This is a genomic window from Streptomyces sp. NPDC052101, from assembly GCF_040680235.1.
GTDB lineage: Bacteria > Actinomycetota > Actinomycetes > Streptomycetales > Streptomycetaceae > Streptomyces.
On record NZ_JBFAWH010000051.1, the window covers coordinates 14,412 to 37,370 of the forward strand.

General features: G+C 69.6%; 23 protein-coding genes and 1 pseudogene. 17 read left to right on the forward strand and 7 right to left on the reverse strand.

Going from position 1 to position 22,959, the window contains the following annotated elements; genetic code table 11:
• Positions 1-3: 3 nt before the first annotated feature.
• Genes AB0L75_RS40565 through AB0L75_RS40585 form a run of 5 tightly spaced genes read left to right on the forward strand, consistent with a single transcriptional unit; the run spans position 4 to position 5,436 of the window.
• Positions 4-990, forward strand: coding sequence for a cysteine synthase family protein (locus AB0L75_RS40565; protein ID WP_365191320.1), 987 nt, complete (start codon positions 4-6; stop codon positions 988-990).
• Positions 987-1,688, forward strand: coding sequence for a hypothetical protein (locus AB0L75_RS40570; RefSeq protein ID WP_365191298.1), 702 nt, complete (start codon positions 987-989; stop codon positions 1,686-1,688). Before AB0L75_RS40565 ends, AB0L75_RS40570 begins: the two co-directional genes overlap by 4 nt.
• Complete coding sequence (locus tag AB0L75_RS40575; RefSeq protein ID WP_365191299.1) at positions 1,685-2,926, forward strand: hypothetical protein; 1,242 nt, start codon at positions 1,685-1,687, stop codon at positions 2,924-2,926. Before AB0L75_RS40570 ends, AB0L75_RS40575 begins: the two co-directional genes overlap by 4 nt.
• A gap of 18 nt (positions 2,927-2,944) precedes the next feature.
• A complete protein-coding gene (locus AB0L75_RS40580; protein ID WP_365191300.1) occupies positions 2,945-4,189 on the forward strand; it encodes a hypothetical protein in 1,245 nt (414 codons plus the stop codon).
• Positions 4,186-5,436, forward strand: coding sequence for an MFS transporter (locus AB0L75_RS40585; protein ID WP_365191301.1), 1,251 nt, complete (start codon positions 4,186-4,188; stop codon positions 5,434-5,436). The genes AB0L75_RS40580 and AB0L75_RS40585 overlap by 4 nt, the downstream gene beginning before the upstream one ends.
• A 237-nt stretch (positions 5,437-5,673) precedes the next feature.
• On the opposite strand, the gene AB0L75_RS40590 is transcribed toward AB0L75_RS40585, so the two are convergent.
• Both AB0L75_RS40590 and AB0L75_RS40595 read right to left on the reverse strand, forming a co-directional pair.
• Positions 5,674-6,039, reverse strand: coding sequence for a hypothetical protein (locus AB0L75_RS40590; RefSeq protein WP_365191302.1), 366 nt, complete (start codon positions 6,037-6,039; stop codon positions 5,674-5,676).
• 115 nt (positions 6,040-6,154) lie between these two features.
• Positions 6,155-6,631, reverse strand: coding sequence for a GNAT family N-acetyltransferase (locus tag AB0L75_RS40595; protein ID WP_365191303.1), 477 nt, complete (start codon positions 6,629-6,631; stop codon positions 6,155-6,157).
• Positions 6,632-6,737: 106 nt separating this feature from the next.
• On the opposite strand from AB0L75_RS40595, the gene AB0L75_RS40600 reads away from it, so the two are divergent.
• The 10 genes and pseudogenes from AB0L75_RS40600 to AB0L75_RS40645 form a co-directional block, all read left to right on the forward strand.
• Positions 6,738-8,027, forward strand: a complete 1,290-nt coding sequence (locus AB0L75_RS40600) for a transposase (RefSeq protein ID WP_365191304.1) — start codon at positions 6,738-6,740, stop codon at positions 8,025-8,027.
• Complete coding sequence (locus AB0L75_RS40605; RefSeq protein WP_365191305.1) at positions 8,020-8,580, forward strand: peptide deformylase; 561 nt, start codon at positions 8,020-8,022, stop codon at positions 8,578-8,580. The genes AB0L75_RS40600 and AB0L75_RS40605 overlap by 8 nt, the downstream gene beginning before the upstream one ends.
• 268 nt (positions 8,581-8,848) lie before the next feature.
• Positions 8,849-9,370 carry a hypothetical protein gene (locus tag AB0L75_RS40610; protein WP_365191306.1) on the forward strand — a complete coding sequence of 174 codons (522 nt, stop codon included), beginning with the start codon at positions 8,849-8,851 and terminating at the stop codon, positions 9,368-9,370.
• 154 nt (positions 9,371-9,524) lie between these two features.
• Positions 9,525-9,920, forward strand: coding sequence for a nuclear transport factor 2 family protein (locus tag AB0L75_RS40615; RefSeq protein WP_365191307.1), 396 nt, complete (start codon positions 9,525-9,527; stop codon positions 9,918-9,920).
• Positions 9,921-10,017: 97 nt separating this feature from the next.
• A complete protein-coding gene (locus AB0L75_RS40620; RefSeq protein WP_365191308.1) occupies positions 10,018-10,551 on the forward strand; it encodes a hypothetical protein in 534 nt (177 codons plus the stop codon).
• Between the two features lie 53 nt (positions 10,552-10,604).
• Positions 10,605-11,618: a hypothetical protein gene (locus tag AB0L75_RS40625; RefSeq protein ID WP_365191309.1), complete on the forward strand. Its 1,014-nt coding sequence runs from the start codon at positions 10,605-10,607 to the stop codon at positions 11,616-11,618.
• 20 nt (positions 11,619-11,638) lie between these two features.
• Positions 11,639-12,973, forward strand: coding sequence for a Dyp-type peroxidase (locus AB0L75_RS40630; protein WP_365191310.1), 1,335 nt, complete (start codon positions 11,639-11,641; stop codon positions 12,971-12,973).
• Positions 12,974-12,988: 15 nt separating this feature from the next.
• Positions 12,989-13,891 (forward strand): hypothetical protein, encoded by a 903-nt coding sequence (locus AB0L75_RS40635; protein WP_365191311.1) that lies wholly within the window; start codon positions 12,989-12,991, stop codon positions 13,889-13,891.
• Entirely contained in the window at positions 13,878-16,181 is a 2,304-nt protein-coding gene (locus AB0L75_RS40640; RefSeq protein ID WP_365191312.1) for a SpoIIE family protein phosphatase, read from the forward strand. The genes AB0L75_RS40635 and AB0L75_RS40640 overlap by 14 nt, the downstream gene beginning before the upstream one ends.
• A gap of 298 nt (positions 16,182-16,479) precedes the next feature.
• Positions 16,480-16,746, forward strand: a pseudogene (locus AB0L75_RS40645) (hypothetical protein); the annotation flags it as partial.
• On the opposite strand, the gene AB0L75_RS40650 reads toward AB0L75_RS40645, so the two are convergent.
• The 4 genes from AB0L75_RS40650 to AB0L75_RS40665 all read right to left on the reverse strand — a co-directional run bounded on the left by AB0L75_RS40650 (position 16,698) and on the right by AB0L75_RS40665 (position 18,952).
• On the reverse strand, positions 16,698-16,949 hold the full coding sequence (locus AB0L75_RS40650) for a hypothetical protein (RefSeq protein ID WP_365191313.1): 252 nt from the start codon (positions 16,947-16,949) through the stop codon (positions 16,698-16,700). The pseudogene AB0L75_RS40645 and the gene AB0L75_RS40650 overlap by 49 nt on opposite strands.
• A gap of 95 nt (positions 16,950-17,044) precedes the next feature.
• Entirely contained in the window at positions 17,045-18,277 is a 1,233-nt protein-coding gene (locus AB0L75_RS40655; RefSeq protein ID WP_365191314.1) for an FAD-dependent oxidoreductase, read from the reverse strand.
• The gene (locus AB0L75_RS40660; protein WP_365191315.1) at positions 18,274-18,582 is read right to left on the reverse strand and encodes a ferredoxin; all 309 of its coding nucleotides are present in this window, start codon (positions 18,580-18,582) and stop codon (positions 18,274-18,276) included. Before AB0L75_RS40660 ends, AB0L75_RS40655 begins: the two co-directional genes overlap by 4 nt.
• A gap of 4 nt (positions 18,583-18,586) precedes the next feature.
• Positions 18,587-18,952 (reverse strand): hypothetical protein, encoded by a 366-nt coding sequence (locus AB0L75_RS40665; RefSeq protein WP_365191316.1) that lies wholly within the window; start codon positions 18,950-18,952, stop codon positions 18,587-18,589.
• A 2-nt stretch (positions 18,953-18,954) separates the two neighbouring features.
• On the opposite strand from AB0L75_RS40665, the gene AB0L75_RS40670 reads away from it, so the two are divergent.
• Positions 18,955-20,169 carry an MFS transporter gene (locus AB0L75_RS40670; protein ID WP_365191317.1) on the forward strand — a complete coding sequence of 405 codons (1,215 nt, stop codon included), beginning with the start codon at positions 18,955-18,957 and terminating at the stop codon, positions 20,167-20,169.
• Between the two features lie 195 nt (positions 20,170-20,364).
• A complete protein-coding gene (locus tag AB0L75_RS40675; RefSeq protein WP_365191318.1) occupies positions 20,365-21,906 on the forward strand; it encodes a sialidase family protein in 1,542 nt (513 codons plus the stop codon).
• Between the two features lie 297 nt (positions 21,907-22,203).
• On the opposite strand, the gene AB0L75_RS40680 is transcribed toward AB0L75_RS40675, so the two are convergent.
• Positions 22,204-22,761: a transposase gene (locus AB0L75_RS40680; RefSeq protein WP_365191319.1), complete on the reverse strand. Its 558-nt coding sequence runs from the start codon at positions 22,759-22,761 to the stop codon at positions 22,204-22,206.
• Positions 22,762-22,959 lie beyond the last annotated feature (198 nt).

Genomic DNA, 22,959 nt, shown 5'->3' on the forward strand with positions numbered 1-22,959 from the left:
GTCATTCGTACGGCGGTCGACCACCGCCCGACGGCGCACCCCGTCGCCGCCGGCCTGGCCGACCTGATCGGCCGCACCCCCACTGTCCGCATCCCGGTCGCCGGCGCCGCGCCACGTGCCAGCGTGGTGGCGAAGCTGGAGATGGCCAACCCGCTCTCGAGCGTCAAGGACCGCGCCGCGCTGTCCATGTTGCGCGCAGCCGAAGCGCGTGGCGACCTGGCCCCGGGCGGCACCATCGTCGAGGCGACATCGGGAAACACCGGGATCGCCCTCGCCGGCCTTGCGGCGTCAAGCGGCTACCGGTGCGTCATCGTGGTGCCGGACAGCGCCACGGTGGAGCGCATACGCCTGCTGCGCGCGCTCGGCGCCGAAGTGGTCCAGACACCGCAGGCCGCCGGTTACCTCGGCGCCATCGCCCAGGCCGAGGAGATCGCCGCGCGGACGCCGGGCGCCTGGTTCCCCCGCCAGCACGAGAACAAGGACAACGTCGCCGCGCACTATGCGACCACCGGCCCAGAGCTGTGGGCAGACCTCGAGGGGCGCATCGACGTGTTCGTCTGCGGCGTGGGCACCGGGGGCACGCTGTCCGGCATCGCCCGCTACCTGAAGGAACGCAACCCGCGGGTGCTCGTGGTCGCGGTCGAGCCGGAGCGCTCGCCGGTACTGTCCGGCGGGCCGGGCGGGCCGCACGCCATCCCCGGACTGAACGGCGGCTTCGTGGCACCCACCACCGACGTCAGCTGCATCGACGAGGTGATCACCGTCGGGGACGAGGACGCCTCGAAGGCGGCCCGTGACCTGACCCGGCACACCGGGCTGTTCGTCGGCATCTCCTCCGGCGCGGCTGCTTTCGCCGCGTCTGCGGTGGCGCGGCGGCCCGCGTCGGCCGGACTGGTGATCGCCGCCGTCTTCCCCGACTCGGGCGAGCGGTACCTCAGCATCTGGGACAGCGAGCCGGCGGCCGCGCAAGTACCGGCGGTCGTGCGATGACGGTCCTGGTGCTGGGTGAGAGCGCCGACGACCTCGAGCGTTGGGCGTCCGCGCTCCCAGGCGAGCGGATGGTCGGGGTGACCGGCGACGCCCGACGGCCCGCCCGCTACGAGCAAGTGGTGCAGGTCGGCCGTTACACCGACTCGACCGAGGTCGAACTCGCCGCGGTCCGCATCGCCCGCGAGACGCCGCTGTCCGCCATCGTGGCGAGCGGCTATGCCGACCTGCTGCGCGCGGCCTGCCTCCGTGCCTACCTGGGCGTCCCCGGCCAAGGACGGGAAGCCGCGCTGGCCTGCATCGACTTGATCTCGCTCCGGGCCGTGCTCGCCGCAGCCGACGTGGCGGTCGTCCCGGGCCGCGAGGTGCGGTCCGCGGCGGACGTCGCCCGGCACGCCAACTCGCTCGGGCTGCCGCTACGACTGCGCCGGCGGCGTGTGCCGGATTCACCCGTGGCGCACCGGATCGACTCCCGCGGGCAGCTCCTGGCCGTGCTCCGGACGACTCGTGACCTGTCCGGCCTGCTGGCCGAGCCAGTGCTGGACGGCGAGCCACTGAGGCTGCCGCTCGACACCGAGCTGGGGACAGCCGTCCTGCACGCGCTACCGGACAGTGCGGGGCCGGTAGCCGCCGTGCACGCCCTGCGCCTTCCCGACGGGCAACTCCTCGTGGACCACCTGGAACTGGAGTCATTCGCATGACGGTACTCATCCTCAATCGCGGCCCCCTGTCGCTGCGGCCCTACCACGAGTGGCTGAGCGATTACCCCGGCCCTCTGCTGCTGTTGGCCTCGGCCGAGCACCTCGGCGGCGAGCCACCGCCCCGCGCCGGCGGGCGGTACGCGTACGTCGAGGCGATCGAGGACTACGACGCCACCGGCCGCGTCGAGGCGCGCGCACTCGGGCTCGCCGACCTCTTCGACATCCGTCACGTGGTGGCCTGCCAGGAACTGGACCTGCAGCGTGCTGCCGCACTGCGCGAGCTGCTCGGCTTGCCCGGGCAGGGTGTCGCGAGCGCGGACGGCTACCGCGACAAGCTTCGGATGAAACAGCTGATGACCACCGCGGGCATCGCCGTCGCGCCGCACGCCGAGGTCGAGACGGCGACGGACGTGCTCGCCTTCGCCCGCGAACACGGCTACCCGCTCGTCCTGAAGCCGCGTGACGGCCTGTCCTCGATCGGCGTGCGCATCATCGCGGACGAGGCCGAGCTGCTCGACTGGCTGGCCGACGGGTTCGGCGACTACACCGCCGCCCCGAGGCGGCTGCTCGTCGAGGCGTTCGTTCCCGGCGACATGTACCACGTCGACGGCTTCATCCGGGACGGGAAGGTTACCGTCGCCTGGCCGTCGCAGTACCTGTACCAGCTGGCCTCGTTCGGCGACGGTCTGCCGCGATGCGACGCCACACTCGCCCCCGGGCCGCTCGCGGACCGGCTGATCACCTTCGCCACAGCGGTGATCGACGCGCTGCCGACACCGCAGTGCAGCACGTTCCATGCGGAGGTCTTCCGCACCCCGGACGACCGGCTGGTGCTCTGCGAGATCGCCAGCCGCAACGGCGGCGCGCTGATCAAGGCGCTGCTCAAGGCAATGTACGACGTGGACTTCCCGGCGGCGTGGGTGCGCGCGAGCGTCGGCCTGCCGGTGCCCGCGCCGGACGTGGTCGGCCCGCCGCGGCGGATGGCCGGGCAGGTGCTGCTGCCCAAGCGCGCCGGCGTGGTGCGGCGCATACCCAACCGGCCCGACGCCGACTGGGTGGAGCACTTCGAAGTGTTCGTCCGGCCCGGCGACGAGCTGTCCGCCGCTGCCACTTCCGGCGACTACATGGCGGGGATGGTCGTGTCCGGTCGCGACCATGCGCAGTGCGCTGCGCGGATGCGCGCGGCAGCGGACTGGCTGGCCCGTGAGCTGCACGTCGACGCCCTGATGACGACTTGAGCTGAGGGAGACATCGAAATGAAACGCGAACACGTGGTACTGCTGGACCGGTCCGGCTACAACCTGTTCCGCCACCCGGACGGACGGCCCTTCCTCGACCCGGACCGCTACCGGGTCACGCTTGTCACACTGCCCGGGAAGGTGGACCAGGTGCGTCCGGGCGAGGTCGAGACGGTTCACGCGATCAACGTCCTGGACGAGGCGGAGGTCCTCGGCCTGCTCCCGGTGGTGCGCCGCGGCAGGCCCGTGGACCGAGTGGTTGCGGTGTCCGAGCGGCTGCTGGTGATGGCCGCACAGTTCCGCGACACGCTCGGCGTGCCGGGTTTCACCACCGCGCAGATGTTGACGCTGCGCGACAAGGTGGCCATGAAACGGCACGTCGCCACCGCCGGGGTGCGCGTGCCCAAGTTCTGCGAGATAGACCGGGCCATGGATGCGGCGGACCTGCTCGCCCGGCACGGGCGGATCATCCTCAAGCCGCGGGCCGGCATGGGCTCGGTGGGCGTGCACAAGGTGAGCAGCCCGGCCGAGCTGCGCGCCCTCGACGCGGGCGGCTTCAGCTTCGACGGCGCCTACGAAGCCGAGGAGTTCATCGACGGCGACATGTACCACATCGACAGCCTGGTGGCGGACGGCCGCCCGCTTGTCGGCATCCCGTCGCTCTACCTGGACAGCAACGAGTCGTTCCCGGTCGGCGGGCAGAACCGGACAGTCGTCATCGATCCCGGCCCGCACCGCCACATGCTCGAGGCGTTCAATCGCCAGGTGCTCGCGACACTCCCGTGGTTCTCCGGTGTCACGCACCTCGAAGTCTTCGTCGGCCGCGACGCGCAGCCGGTGTTCTGCGAGGTCGCGGGGCGACCGGGCGGAGGCGGCATCGTGCCGGCGTTCCAGCACCGGTTCGGCATCGATTTGCACCTGATGACGGCACTCCCGCAGCTCGGCCGGTCTCTTCCGGAGCTGCACGAGCGCCAGCCGGCCCAGCGTCGGCACACCGGTACCGCGGTGTTCTACCCGCCGGCGCTGGGCGAGGTGGTGTCGTTCGAGTCGATGCCCGAGCGGGACTGGATCGTCAAGTTCACCGCGCTGAAGAAGGTCGGCGACGTCTTGAAACAGGCCCTCTCGGTCGGCCAGGGCGTCGCTGAGGTGACGGTATCCGGACCGGACTTCGCCGCCGTGTGCCGCCGGATCGAGGAAGTCCAGTCGCTGCTGTCCCTCACGGTCCTGGCAAAGGCACCCGCCCAGTCAGGGGGTGCGCGGTGAAGTTCGGCACCGACTTCACCCGGCTGTGGACGGCGGGCGCGGTCTCGATGCTGGGCGACGGCATGTTCGTCGCGGCCATGCCGCTGCTGGCCGCCTCGCTGTCCAGCGACCCGCGGAAGGTTGCTCTCGTGGCCACCTTCGCCGGGCTGCCGTGGCTGTTCCTGTCCCTGCCCGCAGGAGCGCTCGCGGACCGCCTGGACCGGCGCCGCCTCATCCTGGCGGCGCAGAGCGTGCAGTTGCTCATCGTGCCAGTGCTGGCCCTGCTTGCTGCGACGCACATGGCAACCATCTGGATGCTCTGCGCACTCGCCTTCTCCCTCAGCTCGGCGGAGACGGTGTTCCGCGCGGCGAGTGAGGCGGTCCTACCGGCCGTGGTCGCAAAGGAGCACCTCGTCGCGGCCAACAGCCGCCAGCAGGCCAGCACCTTCATAACCGAGGAGTCACTCGGCCCGCCAGCCGGGGCGGCGCTGTTCGCAGTGTCCGCGTCCCTGCCGTTCTGGGTGGACGCGCTCACCTTCCTCGCGTCGCTGGCGCTGATCGCACGGATCCGGCCCCGGGCGCAGTTCCGTCCACGGGCGATCCGGCCGTCCATGCGCGCCGACCTGCTCACCGGGCTGCGCTGGCTGCGCGGCAACCAGCTGATCCGGACGCTGGTCGGCCTGGCCGCGCTCGCGAACTTCACCACCTTCATGGCCCTGTCCACGATGGTGCTGTTCGCCCAGCAGAAGCTGCACCTCGACAAGGCCGGCTACGGGCTGCTCGTCAGCGGGATGGCGATCGGCGGCGTGGTCGGCAGCCTGCTCAGCCGTCGCGTGGTCAGCACGTTGGGGCTGCGCACCACCGTACGGCTCCTCCCGCTGCTCGCGCCGCTGGTGTTCCTCACCGTGGGGCTGCTGGCCCGAAACACCATCCTGGTGGGCGCGCTCCTCGCGGTGAGCGGCTTCGCGCTCTCGCTCTGGAACGTCGTCTCGTTCACACTGCGGCAGGTCTGCGTGCCCACCGAGCTGCTCGGACGCGTCGGCGGCGCGGCCAAGACGATCTCCTTCGGCGTCGGGCCGCTGGGCTCGCTGACCGGCGGCCTGGTGGCGCACCAATGGGGGCTGGCGGCGCCGTGGGTCGTGGCCGGTGGGGTACGGCTGGTGCTGGTGCTCGTCGCGGTGCCGACGTTGGGCACCGCCACCGACGCCGTGCTGACACCTGGCGTACAGGAGCTGGGGGCGTCAGCTCCCAGCGCTCCAACGCGCTGAGCGCACGGCGCCCCTCAGTCGAATCCGGCCTCCTCCAGCGACCGCTGCTCGGCGACTCACACCCTGGCTGATGAACCACTCCCCCAGCTGCGGCAGAGCGTTGGTCGTCAGAATTCTGTGGAACCAGGTTTGTCGAGCTTGCCAGCAAGATCACGGATCATGCTCATCGCGAGTGACGCCGACCCCCGCCTTCGTACTCATACTCATACGGAGAGTCGTCCAACACTCGAGGGCCGCTCAGTCGGACTCGAGGATTCGCCGCAGCGAGGTGGGCAGGTCGGCTGCGGACACGTCGGCGAGGGTGGCCATCGGCGTGACGCCCAGTTCGGGATCGTCCTCAAGGCGAGCCAGGCCTGACGCACCACCGCGGTGCCCCGTCACGCAGACGAGGCTGAACGTCAGGGTCGCGGGGTCCGCCCCGTGAAGCTCGCCGGTCGGCACCCGCACCACGAAATCGAAGCTGTCCAGCTCGCGGATGTGGTGCTCGCGCGGGGCGTCGGCGTCGAACTCGCTGAACGACCGGCTGACCGCGACATCGGGGAGCGCGTCGAGGGCCACCCGCCGGTCGCCGATCCGCAGTTCGTGGGCCAGCCCCGGTGTCACCGTGTCGGGCTGGGCCAGGACAAGACCCCCGAGAGCTACCTCGCAGCACTCCACCTCCGCGGCGCGATCATCTGGCTCCGCAGCCTCCGACCCGCATGACGACAGGCGACCGCCCCTAAAGCGCGAGCTTGAACCCTTCGTGGCTGCGTGCGAAGCCCAGTGCGGCATAGAAGCGGTGTGCGTCCTCACGCTGCTTGTTACTGGTGAGCTGCACCAGCGCACAGCCGCGCGAGCGTGCCCTCGTGATCGCGTGCGCCATCAAGGTCCGGCCGAGCCCGTCCCCACGCCGGTCCGCGCGGATCCGCACTGCCTCGACCAGGGCGCGCTCGGCGCCGCCCTTGCCAAGTCCCGGGATGTACGTCGCCTGCAAGCACCCCACCACCGTGCCGTCGCCGTCCACCAGGACCAGCATTTCGTTGCGCGGGTCCGTGTCGATCGCCACGAAGGCGCGCTCATACGCCTCCGTCACCACAACCGCCGCCGGATCTACCACCTGCTCCTCATCAGCGAGCAGAGCCAATACCGCAGGCAGGTCGGCACGGGTCGCGGGGCGCAAGGTATGAGCAGGCGCGGGCTCAGTGACAGCAGACATGGCACAGACCCTAACTGGCCCCGCACCGAAGGACTTCAGTCCCCAGCCCGTGATCACGACTCCGCACAGGCTCTGAAAGGGCAGCCCGGCTGTGGAGGCGGGTCCGGTGCGTCATGGTCGCCGAGGGTGTGCGCTGGCGCCGCACCCGGTCCTGGACGCGATCGAAGGACCCGCACTTCGCCCCAAAAGGACCCGGATCATCGGTCTCTACACCCATCCGCCCGAGGGTGCGACGGTGATCTGCGCCGACGAGCCGGGGCCAGTGATCCCGCGGACCTTCCCGCCCGCACCTGCATGGTCACCGGACGGGCACCGGATCAAAGCCGAACTCGACTACACCCGCGGGCCGGAGAAGACCTGGGTCTACGGAGGTCTGCGGCCCTGCGACGGCCAGGCAGTCACGATGACCGCGTCCTCCCGCAACAGCGTCTTCCACCAGCAGTTCCTGCAGCTGCTCGAGAACGCCAACCCGGACGGGGACATCTGGATCGTCACCGACAACCTGTCCAGTCATAACAGCGTGTCCACGCGGACCTGGCTCGAGGACCACCCCCGCATCCACCACGCCATCATCCCCGTCGGCCCGTGTGGCACAACCTGCAAGAGAGGCCCTGAACGCGGGCAAGGCGATCTGGCGGCGCTGGTGCGACACGAACAGGCGAAAGCCCGCGAGACGCGGGTCAAACGCCCGCCCGTGGCCCCGCCAGCCCCGCGCATGCCCGAGCAGCCGTACGCCACCGGCTCCGCCCTCATCGTCGAACACGACGCCGCCTGCCTGAAGTACGACGGCCGCAACTACCGCCTCACCATGCGCCGCCTGCTGCGGAACACCGGCACCGAACCGGTGACCCGCTACTTGATCCGCATCTCCGTCGACCGCTACCCCGGCGCCCCGGAGCGGTCCAACGCCCACTACCGGGCCGACCCGCTGACCTGGGAGGAACTCGCCCTCACCGCCACCTGCCGGGGCGAGAACATGCGCTGGCAGGCCAAGCACGACCGTGACGCCTTCAAGGAAGTCTGGTTGCTGTTCGACAATGAACACGGCCGTTTCCCGCTCTATCCCGGCGAATCCGTGTGGATCGAATACACCTACACCGTGAGCGACGACAAGTGGGGCAACTGGTTTCAGCGAGCTGTCCGCCTGCCTACCGAACAACTCGAAGTGCAGCTCGTCTTCCCCGCCGACCTCGACCCCGTCGTGTGGGGAACCGAGACCTCCATGGCCGCCGAAGCCTCCCCGCTCCGTACCCCGCCCGTCCGCAGTGACGAGGCCGGACTGCGGCACTTCACGTGGATCACGACCACACCCGCCTTGCACGCTCGGTACCGTCTGGAATGGCGGTTCCGGGCACGGCCCGAACCCGAACCGGATCAAGGGAGTTCAGGTGATTGACGTGCCGTCCAGCCAGCGCATGCGAGACCTCGGTGTCGTCCAGCACGGCGCCGGCATCCTCGCCGAACCGGCCCGTGCCTTCGACCTGCCTGCCGAGCGCGACACGGCCGAACACGTCGTGGACGAGCTGTTCGCCGCCATCGAGCGTATCGGCCAGGTCCACCCCTTCGCCAAAGGCATGGGCATCGCCGCCCCTCAGATCGGCATCGCCCGCGCCGCCGCCGTCGTCCTGCCGCCCGACGACGCCCCCGCCGTTGTCCTGCTCAACCCCCGGATCACCGACCGCTCCGAGGAGACGGATGAGCAGTACGAGGGCTGCCTCAGCTTCTTCGACGTTCGCGGCCTCGTCCCCCGACCGCTGAAGATCACGGTGCAGGCCACCACCGTGACCGGCGGCACCACCACCGTGTACGAACGCGGCCTCGCCCGCCTCATCCACCACGAAATCGACCACCTCGACGGCCTGCTCTACACAGCCCGGATGCGGCCTGGCGTCGCCCCGATCCCCGTGGAGGAGTACCGGCAGACCGGGCGAGCTTGGGCGTACGGGTAGGCCACAACCGGAGGGCTGTTCTGCGGGCAGCAGCCCGCAACGACGATGCCGCTTCCGCGTAGGGCCACTGACCTGGATGTGTCCTGCGGGGGCACATCCAGGTCACCGGAAAACGCCACGAGTGAGAACTACCGAGCGTAGCTTTCATGTCTTTCACGGCACTGTGGCCGTCGCATCCCTTCGCCTCTGGCTGCGCTCATGACGTGCCAGGGACTCAGCCCATGGCCTTCGTCGTGCACTGTGTGGTGGTCCCGGCAATCCTGGAGATGTGCCCAGCGTCCCATCCCCGGGCGGCGGCACCGCAGAGCACAGTCCGGACCCGCCGCGGACCGACTACGCAGGTGCGATCTACGGTGCGCTCCTGGCCGCGTCCGTCATAGCTGGGGCCGGAGCGTTCGGTCCGTTCCCCCGCCTCGGACTCGTACTGTTCCTCCTCGTCACCGGCATCGTGTTCTGGGCCGCGCATGTCTACGCTCGTTTGGCCGGGGAGCGGGCGCACGGGCAGCTCCTGAGCTGGAGCGAGGTGCGCCATGTGGCCCGGCACGAGTGGCCGATGGTCCAGGCCGCCGTTCCCCCAGCCGTTGCAGTGGCGATCAGTCCCCTGCTGAGGCTGGGCCTTGCCGGAACGGCATGGTTCGCACTGGGGGTCGCCCTGTTCGAGCAGGTCGCGTGGTCGACCGTTGCCGCCGTGCGCGCCGGAGCCTCTCGCCGACTGGTCGTGGTCTCCGGTCTGGTGAACCTGGCGCTCGGCCTCATCATCGTTGTCGCCAAGACGACCATCCATCACTGACCGCCCTGGAACTCGCTGGTCAGCATGCCACGCCAGTGGAGGCCCCCATGTGACGAAGCTTCGGCAGCCTAGACCGGCAGGCCGTCTCCCAGCGAGGCTGGGAAAGGGTTCCATGAGAAGAACGCTCCGAGCACGCGAGAAAGGGAGACCTGTGGTGTCGAACGACCCCATGGCGGCGGTAGTCGAATACGTCGATGCCTTCAACCGCGGTGACGCGAAGGCGATGGCAGCGACATGCGCTGACCCGATGCAGATTCTTGACGGAATGGCACCGCACGTGTGGCAGGGACCAACAGCCGGCGAAGACTGGTGGAGGGACGTGCTTACCGAGGGTGCGCACCTGGGGGCCTCGGGCTACAACATCACCCTCGGTGAACCACGGCATGTCGATATCACCGGCGATCATGCCTATGTCGCTGTTCCCGCGACCATGACATTCGACCTGCGGGGAAAGCAGGTCACCCAGACCGGCTCGGTCTTCACGGTGGCGCTTCGCAAGGTAGACGGAGAGTGGCGACTCACGGCCTGGGCATGGGTAAAGGGGGCCTGATTCAGCCCGCAAGCCCCTCCCGCCCAGAGGGCGCGCCCAGCGGTCCCATGCCAAGCTGGAGGTTGGTCCCAGCCTCTGGATCGTGTGAGGAGCGGATATGGAGATCAAGCCGCAGATGGTCGCCATTCCCAAGGACACCGACCATCTTGAGCAGGGGAAGTACGGACCGATTTACCCCAGGACCCCGGCATGCTACGGGTTCACCATCATCGCGCCGATCAAGCCGGGCCGGGCCGAGGCGGTACGTGCGCACGGTCACACGCTGGTCAACGCGTTGGAGGAAGATCCGTACCTTCTGGCGCCGTTGAAGCTGCACTACCTTCGCTGGGTTCTCTTCGACGACGACACGCGTTTCATGTATCAGGGGATCTTCGACACCGACTTCGACAAGTACACCGAGGACGCCGTCGCGCTCTTCACGAAGGTCGGCGCGAGCACCGTTTTCGAGAATCTCGAAGGGTTTCCCGAGGACTGGCGGACGAACCCCGAGGGGTTCGTCAAATACGTCCGGGAACACCAGTGCCCGAGCTTCATCGAGTACGGAGAGTATCCGTACGTGACGGCGGACGAGATCAAGAAGGCTCTGCGGATCAAGAGCGCCCTTTCGGAGATGCTCGACCAGATGCAGTGAGCCACATGCAATGAGCCGGACGCGATAAGCCACATGCAATGAGGCTGGACGAAATGAGCGAGGTCAGGACCGCGCGCACGTACAACCAGCGGCACATTCCGCGGGAGTACACCCCTGGCGGGCGGCGGGTGAGCATCTACGTCTCGTGGAGCTATCCGGCCGAGGCCGGTCGCAACGCGGCCGAGCTGGACAACCGCTTCTCCACGATGACCGAGGTCAGGCGGGTGGCCTGGCCCGCGTACGAGGACCCGAAGTGGTCGGACCCGTACCGGTTCCAGCAGGGCATCGCCGGGTCGCTGGAGCTGTTCTTCTGGGCCTGGGTGCCGTTCCAGGACTGTGTCGAGGAGGTCACGGGGCATCCCGTCCCGGTGTACCAGCGCATCGACCAGGCGGGTTTCTTCACCCCGCTCGACGAGCGAGTGCTCGGCGACACGGACGTGTTGTTCGTGTTCGGGCTGGACCACGCGGTCACCAAGCAGGAGGCCCAGCCCGGGGAGGTCGACGCCCTGCGGGCGTTCCTCGGCCGGGAGGACGCCTGCCTCGTCCTGGGCCCGCACCACGATGTCGGCGCCTCGGACGACCTGAAGGTCCGGGAGATGGAATACCGCCACCACGGCGATCCCCTGGTACCCCGCCAGCAGCGATTCGCCACCTACGTCAGGGACTTGATGAAGGGCCTCAGAGTGCCGGTCATGAACCGGTACGGGCTGCGGCCGGCGACCCGCGAGGGCAACCAGATCGCCCCGCTGTCCACAGTCCGGGACCTGGACCTGAAGGGCTGGCTCGACGGGGTGACGAACTTCAACTTCCACATGCACCTGCCGCACTACGACGTGACGACCGACGACCCGGACGCCATCCGCGTGCTGGCCAGGCAGCCGATCGACATGTCCAGGCCGCATCCGTTCACCGAGGCCGGAAACACGGAGTTCAACATGTTCCTGTGGATGCCTCCCGGCGGTGACCGCGCGGCCGATCTGCTGCTGGCGGACTCGACCATTTTCAGCTCCTTGTTCGGCGGGGACGAAAGCCTGCGGAACTTCTGGAGGAACGTCGTCACCAAGTAGGACCGGCGCGGAGGTGAGCGGTGAGCACGCACACGGACGTCTCGTTGGAACTCGACGACATCCAGCGCGGGGTTCTTAGCCCCCGGCCGACGCCCTACGCGGCGACCTATCTCGCCTTCCGCATCGATGACCGTGGAGACGGCCGGGAGTTGATGCGGCGGGCGAGCACGGCGGTGACCTCCGCGGCGGACTCGGTCAGCCCCCTGGGCGAGACCTGGGTGAGCGTGGCCGTCACCTGCCGCGGCCTGGAAGCGCTGGGAGTGCCGCGCGACTCGCTGGACACGTTCTCCTGGGAATTCCGGCAGGGCATGGCAGCCCGCGCCAAAGCCCTGGGCGATGTGGGCGAGAGCAGCCCGGAACACTGGGAGGCACCGCTGGGCAGCCACCATCTGCACGTGGTCCTCACGGCGGTCGCGCCCGATGCCGCACAGCTGGAGGCGGCCGTCGACCGGGCCCGCCCCGCCTACGACCGGCTCTCCGGCGTAACGGCGATATGGCGGCAGGACTGCTACGCGCTGCCCACCGAGACCGAGCACTTCGGCTATCGCGACGGAGTCAGCCATCCGGCCGTCGAAGGCAGCGGCATACCGGGATCCAACCGACTGGAAGTGCCGCTGAAAGCCGGTGAGTTCGTCCTCGGCTACCGGGACGAGCTCGGCGGCACCCAGACCCCCCAGCCCGACGTCCTGGGGCACAACGGCAGTTACGCGGTCTTCCGCAAACTCCACCAGAAGGTCGCCGAGTTCCGGCGGTACCTGAAGGACAACTCCACCGGTCCCCAGGACGAGGAACTGATCGCCGCTAAGATCATGGGGCGCTGGCGCAGCGGAGCCCCTCTGGCGCTGGCCCCGCACCACGATGACCCCGCGCTCGGCGCCGACCCGCACCGCCGTAACACCTTCCTGTACGAGAGCGACGATCCGGCAGGGTTCAAGACGCCCGGCGGCTGCCACATCCGCCGGGCCAACCCCCGAGACGGCGCGGTGGCAGGAGAGGTACGACTGCACCGCATGATCCGGCGCGGCGCCGTCTACGGTCCCCCGCTGTCCGAGGGAGTACTGGAGGACGACGGAGCCGACCGCGGCCTGATGTTCGCGTTCATCGGCGCGCATCTGGGACGGCAGTTCGAGTTCGTCCAGTCGCAGTGGATGAACGACGGCGTCTTCTTCGGCGCGAACAACGCCAAGGATCCGGTCACCGGGTCCCACGACGGCTCCGCCGACTTCACCATTCCCCGGCGTCCGCTGCGCCGGCGCCTCGCAGCACTGCCGCGGTTCGTCGTCACCCGAGGAGGCGAGTACTGCTTCCTGCCGAGCCTGACCGCCCTGCGCTGGCTCGCCGAACTGCGCGGCTGACGGTGGGGAAGCCTGATGGAGACCCTGCACCTGGCGCTCAACGCCGTCACCGTCATCTTCATTGCGGCCACCATGCTCGCCGCCGGCCTGGGCGCCACGGTCACGGCGCTGCGCGGTGTCTTCGCCGACGTCCCGCTCCTGGCGCTGGCGCTGATCTCCAACCTGGTGGTCGTCCCGCTGCTCGGCTGGGGCATCGGTGCGCTGTTCGGCTTGCCCTCCGCCTCCTTCATCGCGCTCATCCTGGTCGCCGCCTCCCCGGGCGGGCCCTTCGGGGCGAAACTCGCCATGGTGCAGAGCGGTGACGTCGTCGGCGGGGCGGCGATGCAGGTGCTACTCGCCTCCGTGGGCAGCATCACCTTCGCCCCCACCGTCAACGGCCTGCTGACCGCCGCCGACGTGGGCACCAACGTCTCCCTCGACGTCGGAGCGCTGGTGCGGACCGTGGCCCTGCTGCAACTCGTACCGTTCGCCATCGGCCTGCTGATACGCCGCTACGCCGAGCCCACAGCGCGGTCATGGCATCCCCCGGCCGCGAGGGTCTCCAACGTCACGTTCCTGATCGTGCTCGCGGGCATGCTGCTGGGCAACTGGCAGGGCGTCGTCGCGCTGCTCGGCTCCCTCGCCCTCCTCGCCGGGTTCCTGCTCTCGGCCGTCGCCTTCGCCGTGGGGACGCTGCTGGCCACGGGCCCGGCCGTGCGACGCACCACCATGGGGGGCGTCACATCGGTGCGCAACGCCGGTCCCGCACTGGCCGCGATCGGCATCGCCTTCAACGACCAGCCCGCCATCCTCGGAGCGCTCGCCGCCATCCTGCTCAGCGGCCTGGCAGCAGCCCTGCCGATCGCCACGTTCCTCAGCAGCCGGCGAAAGGCCCCTGCGGCAGCGGAGACAGAGGTGCGAACAAATGGCCGACGATGACGCCGTCATGCTCATCGATGGGGCGGGCCGCATCATCGAGTGGCGCCGTCCCGCCGAAGAGATCTTCGGACGGTCCGCCACGGAAACCGTCGGTCGGCCCGTGGCCGCGCTCATGGGCGAAATGGCCACTGCCGACGCCTGGCACAAGGAGCAGCTGTCGAGCCGGCCTCGCGTGGTGGTCCAACCGGTCCTTCGGGGGGCGTCGGTGGTCTGGGAGGTGCTCAGGCTGTCGGCCGAGCCGACCACGGCTGCGGATCTGGCGATCCTCAGGGCGATGTTCACGCAGTCTCCGGTGAGCCTGGCCGTACTCGACCAACGCCTGCGAGTGGTCCGTATCAACACGGCGACGCGACGGCTGCTGGACACCCCACCGGAACACGTGATCGGTCAGCATCTGACGGAAGCGTTCGTGTTCGAGGAGCCCGGTGCGGCGGAGGCTGTGGCACGCGGCGTCCTCAGGGACGGAGAGCCGGCGTTGAATCGGCTGTTCCGTGGAGCCCAGGCGCCCGGCCTGCGTAAACGCATCTACGCTCTCTCCTTCGTCCGGCTGGAGAACAGGGACGGCGAGGTACTCGGTCTCGTGGTGTCCGCGATCGACGTCACGGAGCGCGAGGTCAGCCGTCAACGACTGGCTGCCCTGGACAGCGTTCGTGCGCGAGTGGGACGGCACCTGGACGTCGTCGCAGTCTGCGACGAGTTCGTGGAGGCGGTGGTCCCCGCCTTCTCGGGCAGCGCCGTCGTGGAGGTGGTCGAGGACGTGGTCCGCGGAGAGACGCCTCCGCTGGCGCCCGTCGACGGTGATCTGCCGCTGCGCCGAGCCGCCTTCCGGGGTCACGCCTCGGACTGTCCGGTCGGCGACGTGCGTCCCTTGCCGTTCGGAACACCGTTCTCTCGTGTGCTGTCGGATCTGCGACCGCGCCTGGTTCCTGTGGAGGAGGGCAGCCTGTGGCTCTCAGCGGATCCGGTCCGCGGCGAGGAGATCCGTCGATCCGGTGCGCACTCCTTGATCGTCGCTCCACTGACTCTGCGGGGTGAGGTGCTCGGCGTGGCCAGCTTCTACGGCCACCAGGATGAGGATCCCTTCACAGAAGAAGACCTCGCGCTGGCGTCCGACGTCTGCGCGCACACCGCGCTGTGCATCGACAACGCCCGCCGGTACGCCCGTGAGCGGACGATCGCCGCGACCGTTCACCGGCGGCTCCTCCCTCAGCATCCCCAGACACCGACCACTGTGGAGATCTCCCCCCTGCACCTTCCCGGCCCGCAGGGCGGAGGCTCGTGGTTCGACGTGATCGCGCTGCCGGGCGCGAGGACGGCCCTGGTGGCCGGCGATATCAGCGGGCACGGTATCGCGGCGGCCACCACCATGGGGCAACTGCGCACGGCCATCCATGCGCTCGCCGCGCTGAATCTGCCGCCGGACGAGCTGCTGGCCCGACTGAGCAGCACCGCTGTCCGTCTCGCAGCCGAGCGCGCCGCACCGCCTCCCGGCGACCCCCTGCACGACGAGCCGCTCACCGCCACCTGCGGCATCGCCGTCTACGACCCGGTCGACCGCAACTGCACCATCGTCAGCGCCGGGTTCCCACAACCGGTCGCCGTCTTCCCGGACGGATCTTCGGTGACCCTGTCCATACCGGCGGGACCGCCTCTCGGCACAGCAGCTGAGGAACCCTTCCCCGCGACGACGGTCGATCTCCCGGAGGGAAGTACTCTCGCCATGGGCACGTCCGTGCTGGCAGACGAGGTCCTCTCGCCAACCGGCCCCCTGCGCCCGCTGCTGGACCGCGGCATCGACAAGCGACTCCCGGACCTGTGCGACACGATCGCGTACGCCCTCAAGGGCGGCGGCCGGACGGACGAGAGTCTGATGCTGCTCGCACGCACCAGCGTCCTCCCCTCCAGCCAGGTCCTCAGCCGGCCCCTGCCGCATGATCTCACCGCGGCGCCGATCGCCCGCAGGGAGACCCGACGCCAGCTGGATATATGGGGCGTCGACGAGGAGACGGCGTTCACCACCGAACTCATCGTCAGCGAACTCGTCGGCAACGCCATCCGCTACGGCGCCGCTCCACTCCAGTTGCGACTGATCTTCGACCGGATGCTGACCTGCGAAGTGAGCGACGGGGCGATGAGCGCTCCGCTGGTGAAACATGCGCGCACAGTCGACGAGTCGGGGCGCGGACTGTTCATCGTCGCGAGCCTCGCTGAGCTGTGGGGTGTCCGCTACCACGCGGAGGGAAAGACGGTCTGGGCAGAGCGACCGACGGGGCACGTCCAGGGCACATAACCTCGGAGAGACGGCTTACACCTGCAGACCGCCGGGGCCGACGGCCGCCCCTCCGGAAGACCTCTCGCAAGAACGCATTCAGCACGCATAAGGCCGGGAGCCACCGGCCAGGCAGCACATCCGAAACCCTGGCTTCCAGCTGCATGTTTGCCCTGCAGAACGCGGGCCTCATGCGTGAGCGGACTGTCCGGCACAGCCCGTAATGAGCCGGACGGAGCACGCAGCCGCGTGGCGCTGACCAGGCGAAACAGCGCCACGCGGCAGCGTCGAGCACCACCCGGCAAGGATTCGACCCCACACCGCCTCCGATGCCACCGCCCATGAGCGGCTGACAGGTCGGGAACTCGGCTCGGAGCTGGAGCACGAGCTGAAGAGCAGTGCCCGTAAGGCGCGGATCCTGAACGAGCAGGCGCCCGCGGACACAGTACGAGTGACCACCGATGGGCGTTCTGTTGTCGAGAGAGCAAGCGATGTGGTGGGTGCCACCGGCTGGCTGACGGGGGCCGGTGGCTTGGCTCATCGCTCGGGTCGGCGCCGGCGTCGGCCGCCGCCAGGACCGCAGTGAAACCCCATTTGGCTGGCGTGTGCGCGGCGGAGCCGCTCGGGGGTGGTGGAGCAGCGGGTGAGTTCGCCGACCGCCGCCGCAGTGCTGGTGATCGCGGTGAAGGCGAGCAGGGTGGCGGTGGTATCGAAGGCGAAGCCGAAGACCGTGCGCACCGCACCGATGAGGACAGCGGCGCCGACGACGCCGAGCCCGGAGTCGGTCAACAGGCGGTCGAGCGGTCCGGCAGGGCCGCCGGCACCCCCCCGGGGGATAGGGTGCCAGGGGCGGCTTGCGGGGTGTGGCATCGCGGGCATGGCCGTCAAGCAGCGGCCGGTCGACGGCCGGTCACGGGGTAGCCGATCAGGTCGCGGTAGCCGAGCAGGGTGCGCGGGGAGTCGAGCGCGACCGCGCCCACGAGTATCGGTGCACCGTCTGGTCCGGGCCGGGTGTAGCCGACCACCGTGCGGCGCTTGGCCGGGTCCCCGTCGAGGATGGTCATGTCGGTGCCCAGGCCGGGCATGCCGACGGACTGGATGCGCACCCCGTGCTGGTGGGACCAGAAGCGCGGCACCGGGGTGAACGGCGTTGCGGCCTGGGGGCCTTGGAGGAGGGCGTCGGCTGCGTGGCGGCCCATCTCGATGGCGTTGATCCAGTGCTCCACCCGGCGCGGGACGTCGTCGAAGCGCAGATTGGGCCAGCGGGCCACGTCGCCGGCGGCGACGATGCCGTCGATCGCGTACCCGTCGGAACCCATGACGTGGGTGGTGGGGCCGCACAGCACGCCGTCGGTGAGATCGAGGCCGGTGTGCCACAGCCAGTCGATGCGCGGCACCGTGCCCACGCCGACCACGGCAGCGTCCGCGCGGACCTGCTCGCCGTCATCCAGCAGCACGGTCACTCCGCGCTTGTCCTCCGACCAGCCCGAGACACCAACACCGAGGTGGAGGCGGACGCCGTGGTCGCGGTGCAGGTCACCGACCACCGCACCCAGCGCGGGGCCCAGGGCCCGGTGCAGGAGGGTGGGACTGACGTCGATGAGCGTTACGTCCAGGGCACGGGTGCGGGCGGAGCAGGCGATCTCGCAGCCGATGAACCCGCCGCCGATCACCGCCACATGGCGGGCCTGGGCGAGGGCGGCGTCGACGTTGCGGGCGTCGGCCAGGGTGCGCAGCATCCATACCCGGTCCGAGTGCAGTGGCGCGCCGGGCAGGTGCCGGGGTTCGACGCCGGAGGCGATGATCAACCCGTCGAACGGCAGCCGCTCGCCCCCTGGCAGGAGCAGCTCTCGTTGGTCGACATCGAGGTCGAGGGCGCGGGTACCCAGCCGCCAGGTGGCGTCCAGCTCCGTGTAGGTGGCCAGGGCCAGGTCGGGGGGCTGGCGGTCGCCGGTGAGCAGCTGCTTGGAGAGCGGGGTGCGGTTGTAGGGGCGGTGCGGCTCCTCACCGATCATGGCGATCTCGCCGCGCCAGCCCAGTTCGCGCAGCCGCTCGGCGGCGGACAGGCCCGCAAGTCCGGTACCGACCACGGCGATCCGGTCCATGGCCGCGCTCATCGCTGGGCCTCCTGGGTGAGGGTGATGGCCTGCATCGGGCAGCAGCGGGCGGCCTGACGCACCGCCAGGCTCTGGGCGGCGTCGGGGGTGGCGTCGTAGCGCAGGCGGCCGTCTGCGCTGAGGTCGAAGACCTCGGGGGCTTCCTGCTGGCAGATCGCGTACAGCTCGCAGTGGTTGTTGTCCACGGACACCCGCACCGGCCGAGCGTCCATCGCGGGTGTGGCGGCGGTTTGGGCGGGGACGGTGACGGAGGGACCGAACGGATTCACGGCGGTCTGGAAGTGTGCGGCGTGCGTTCCGGACATCGGCTCACACCTCCAGCGGGGAGATGCGGGTGGCGACTGCGGTGGTGGCGGGCAGCAGCCGCAGGACGAAGAGCAGGGTGGGGGCGGCGGCGCAGCCCAGGACGGCGATGCCGAGCATGCCCAGGGCCTGGACCTCGGCGGAGACCATGACGGTGTGCAATAGGGAGAGGGCGAAGGCGGGGTAGGCCAGGTAGTGGACCAGGTGCCAGCGGCGGTAGCTCAGCTTGCGCTGGACCCAGATGGAGACGGCGACGGCCAGGCCCAGCTCCAGCCCGACGATCCCGTAGGCCACGTTGAGTTCGCCGCCGTCGGCGAGCGGGACGGCCGCGTTGATGTAGGAGAAGTGCTGGCCGGTCTGGAAGTACTGCACCCGTGACCGAACCTGACACCGCACCGCCGCAGGCCGACGGGCGCGGCCCGGCGTGGCTGACCCACAACGTCAAAGTACTGTGCGGGGTCTCCTTCCTCCAGGACGCCGCCAGCGAACTGCTCTACCCGATCCTGCCGATCTTCCTCACCACGGTGCTGGGCGCTCCGCCCTCGGCCGTGGGCGCGATCGAGGGAATCGCGGAGGGCGCTGCCTCCATCACCAAGGTCGCCGCCGGACGACTGGCGGACCGCTTCACCCGCCGCCCTCTCATCGGCACCGGCTACGGCCTCGCAGCCCTCGGCAAGCTGCTCATCGCACTCGCCACCATCTGGCCACTGGTCCTTCTCGCCCGGGTGATCGACCGGCTCGGCAAGGGCCTGCGCGGCGCACCCCGCGACGCCCTCCTCGTAGGCGGCATCCCCAACGGGCAGCGCGGCAAGGTCTTCGGGCTGCACCGGGCCGCCGACACTGCCGGAGCCGTCGTCGGCCCGCTCATCGGTCTGGCCCTGTACGAAGGGCTGGACCACCGCCTGCGCCCGCTGTTCTGGATCGCCGTCATCCCCGCCATCGCCTCGGTGGCCCTGGTCGCTGCCGTCCGCGACCCCCGGCACACCACGAGCGCGGGCACCGGCCGCGAGCCGGCCGCCCGTGTGCCATGGTGCGCGCTGCCTCGCTCGTACTGGCGGGTGCTGGCGGTGCTGACCGCGTTCAGCCTGGTCAACTTCCCCGACGCACTGCTCCTGCTACGCGCCCACGCCCTCGGCCTGACCACCGCCGGCGTGGTCGGCGCGTACGCGGTCTACAACCTGGCCTACGCCGCCCTGTCCTACCCCGCCGGAGCCCTCTCCGACCGGCTGCCCCGCCCTCTCGTGTTCGCCGCCGGACTGCTCTTCTTCGCCATCGGCTACCTCGGCCTTGGCCTGATCCACGCCCCCTGGGCTGTATTCGTCGTGCTGCCGTTGTACGGCGGCTTCAACGCCTGCACCGACGGCGTCGGCAAAGCCTGGATCTCCACCCTCGTCCCCGACCACCAACAAGGCACCGCGCAGGGCCTGTTCCAAGGCGCCACCGGCGCCGCCATCGTCCTCGCCGGCCTGTGGGCCGGACTTGCCTGGGGCACCGACGGGCAGGTCCCGCTTCTGGCGTCGGGCGCCGTTTCCCTCACCCTGGCTGCCGCCCTGCCCGCCCTCGGGCGCTCCCGACAAGCCAACCGCTGACCAACACCGACCAACGATTATTGACGTGTCCTTGACCGCTTCCTCCAACTCCGTCCACACGACGCAGAGCTAGGCTCGCCGGGCGACGCACGTCCCGGCGACCCCGGGGCCTTACCTGCGCCAGCACAGCCCAGGACGAACCGCCTTCGCGGAGTTGGGGGAATCGCCATGCGCACACGTACAAGAGCGTCTCTCGTGGCCACGGCTGCTGCGTTTCTGCTCGTCGCCACTGCAGGCAGTTCCGCAGCCTCGAATGGCAGTCAGCCAGTCCACCTGGTCTCACCCGGTGACCCTTATGCCGCCTGCGACATCAGCGCCGACGGGACCGGCACCAACTACTCGTCCGCCGAGGACGAACCGTACGTCACCACCAACCCGCGCAATCCGCGCGACGCCGTCGGGATCTTCCAGCAGGACCGCTGGTCCAACGGCGGCGCCCGGGGCCTGACCGCCACGTACACGCACGACGGACGCCACTTCACCGAGACCCCGCTGCCGTTCTCGCACTGCGCGCCGGGCGGGCTGACCTACCAGCGGGCCTCAGACGGCTGGGTGAGCACCGGCCCCGACGGCACCGTCTACGCCAGCGGCCTGGTGTTCGACGCCACCGACGCCCGCAACGGCGTGGCCGCCTCGACGTCGTACGACGGCGGGCGCACCTGGACCCACACGACGCCTCTGATCGACGACACGCAGGCCCAGTTCAGCAACGACAAGAACTCCGTCACCGCCGATCCCATCCACTCCGGCGTCGCCTACCAAGTCTGGGACCGCATCGACGAGGACGACCCCGCCAAGGTCTACGACGGACCTTCCTACATCTCCGTCACCCGCGACGGCGGGCGACACTGGTCCACGGCCCGCCCGTTCGTGGACACCTCCGTCGTCCCGCACTCGCAGACCATCGGCAACGTCATCGTCGTCGACCCGCGCACCGACACCCTCTACGACGTCTTCGACTGGCAGACCTACGACATCAACTACACGACCGGCACCTTCACCCCCACCGACCTGCACTTCGCCGTCGTCAAGTCGACCGACCAGGGCCGCACCTGGAGCAAGCCGGTCACCATCGCCAAGGACACGGCCGCACCCGAAGTCGACCCCAACGCCCCCACCGACGCGACCAAGTCCCTGCGGGCGGGCGGCGACCTGCCGAACGTCGCCATCGATCCGCGCACCGGTGAGCTGTACGTCGCCTATGAGGGCTCGGACTTCAGCGGTGGCGCCTACAACTCCGTGGAACTGGTCCATTCCACCGACGGCGGCCGGACCTGGTCCGCTTCGAAGCGGGTCAACTCTGTCGCCACCGCCCCGGCCTTCACGCCCTCGATCAGCGTGGACGCCCACGGCACGGTCGCGATCACCTACTACGACCTGCGCTACCTCACCGCCGGGAACACCACGACCCTGCCCACCGCCGCATGGCTCGTCACCTTCCCCCACGGTGCGGAAAGCCGTCCTGCCGAGCGCCGCATCTCCCGCGTCTTCGACTGGCTCCAGGCTCCCTACGCCGGAGGCCACTTCCTCGGCGACTACCAGGGCCTCGCCACGGACGGCCCTCTCGCCGTACGGCCGCTGTTCGTCGAGACCAATGCCGACGCGCCACAGGACTCCACGGACGCCTACAGCGGGCTGCTCCCCGCCGGTAGGGACTATGGACCCTCTGCTGCGGGCACGGACACAGCGCGCGCGACGGAATCCCTGGCACCCCGGCCGCACCGGCTCGTCCGTTGATCGAAGTCCCGCCCCAAAGGGGCTGCGTCGAGCGCAACTTCGGATTCAGGTGAGCCGCAAGGTAAACAGCGTGCCATTTTTCCTGTGAGCCCCTTGTGTGGCTGTTGTGGTCACGTCAAGACCCCCTCTGCGCCGGGGCACCCCCATATGCCCGGTGCAGGGAGGAGAGGGCTTGTTGCCCCCGAAGCACCAGCGACGGTTCAAAACCTGCACCGTCGTAGCGGCCGCGTTCGGACTGGTAAGCACCCAGTCGTTCGCGGCGTCGAGCAACGCCACACCGCGCCCTTGGCAGGCGCGTCACCAGGCCGCGATCGGCCGGCAGCACATCAAGGCGGTACACGCGGGCCACGGACTGTCCGCCCTGACCGCGACCAAGGGCAATGACGACGGCGGCGCCGACGAGGCGGAGAACACTGACACTGTCCGGGGTGCGGCGCGGTCGGCCAAGTCCCGTGCGGGGCACGCGGATCTTCTCCACCACCGGCTCGAACTGGGTGCAGTCGGCCCGTTGGCCCGGAGTGACAACCAACGCCAGCGGTGGGCCCTGACGGAGGTCGAGTCGACGTTGACGTCCCAGTCGATGTCGCCCGCAGCGTCGGAGACGGCCTGGACCTGCTGGAGCAACTGCTCCCAGGTGCCGTCGGCCGACCACAGCAGGTGCCGCTTGTGTACCGTCTTCCACGGACCGAAACGCTCAGGCAGCTCACGCCACTGGCAGCTGGTGCCAAGCCGGTGAATGATCCCGTTGATCACCTCCCGGTGGTCCCGCCACCGGCCACGCCGGTTGTTGCTCACCGTCAGCAATGGCTCCAGCACCGCCCAGTCGTCGTCAGTCAGGTCCCCCCTGCTCAACATGATCCAACCAACGAGTCACATGATCGAAGAGACACTGAGGCTTTTCTAACCTCGCTTCGTCGCTGGTCCACGGCGGCCTCGTGACGGTGCGAGCGTGAGAACGGGGTCTGTAAAGCGAGCGGTGTAACTGGGCTTGATGTGGCTAGAGTTGGCCTGCGGTGAGGCGGCCATCAAAGGCCAGGTCGAAGGCGTTCATGG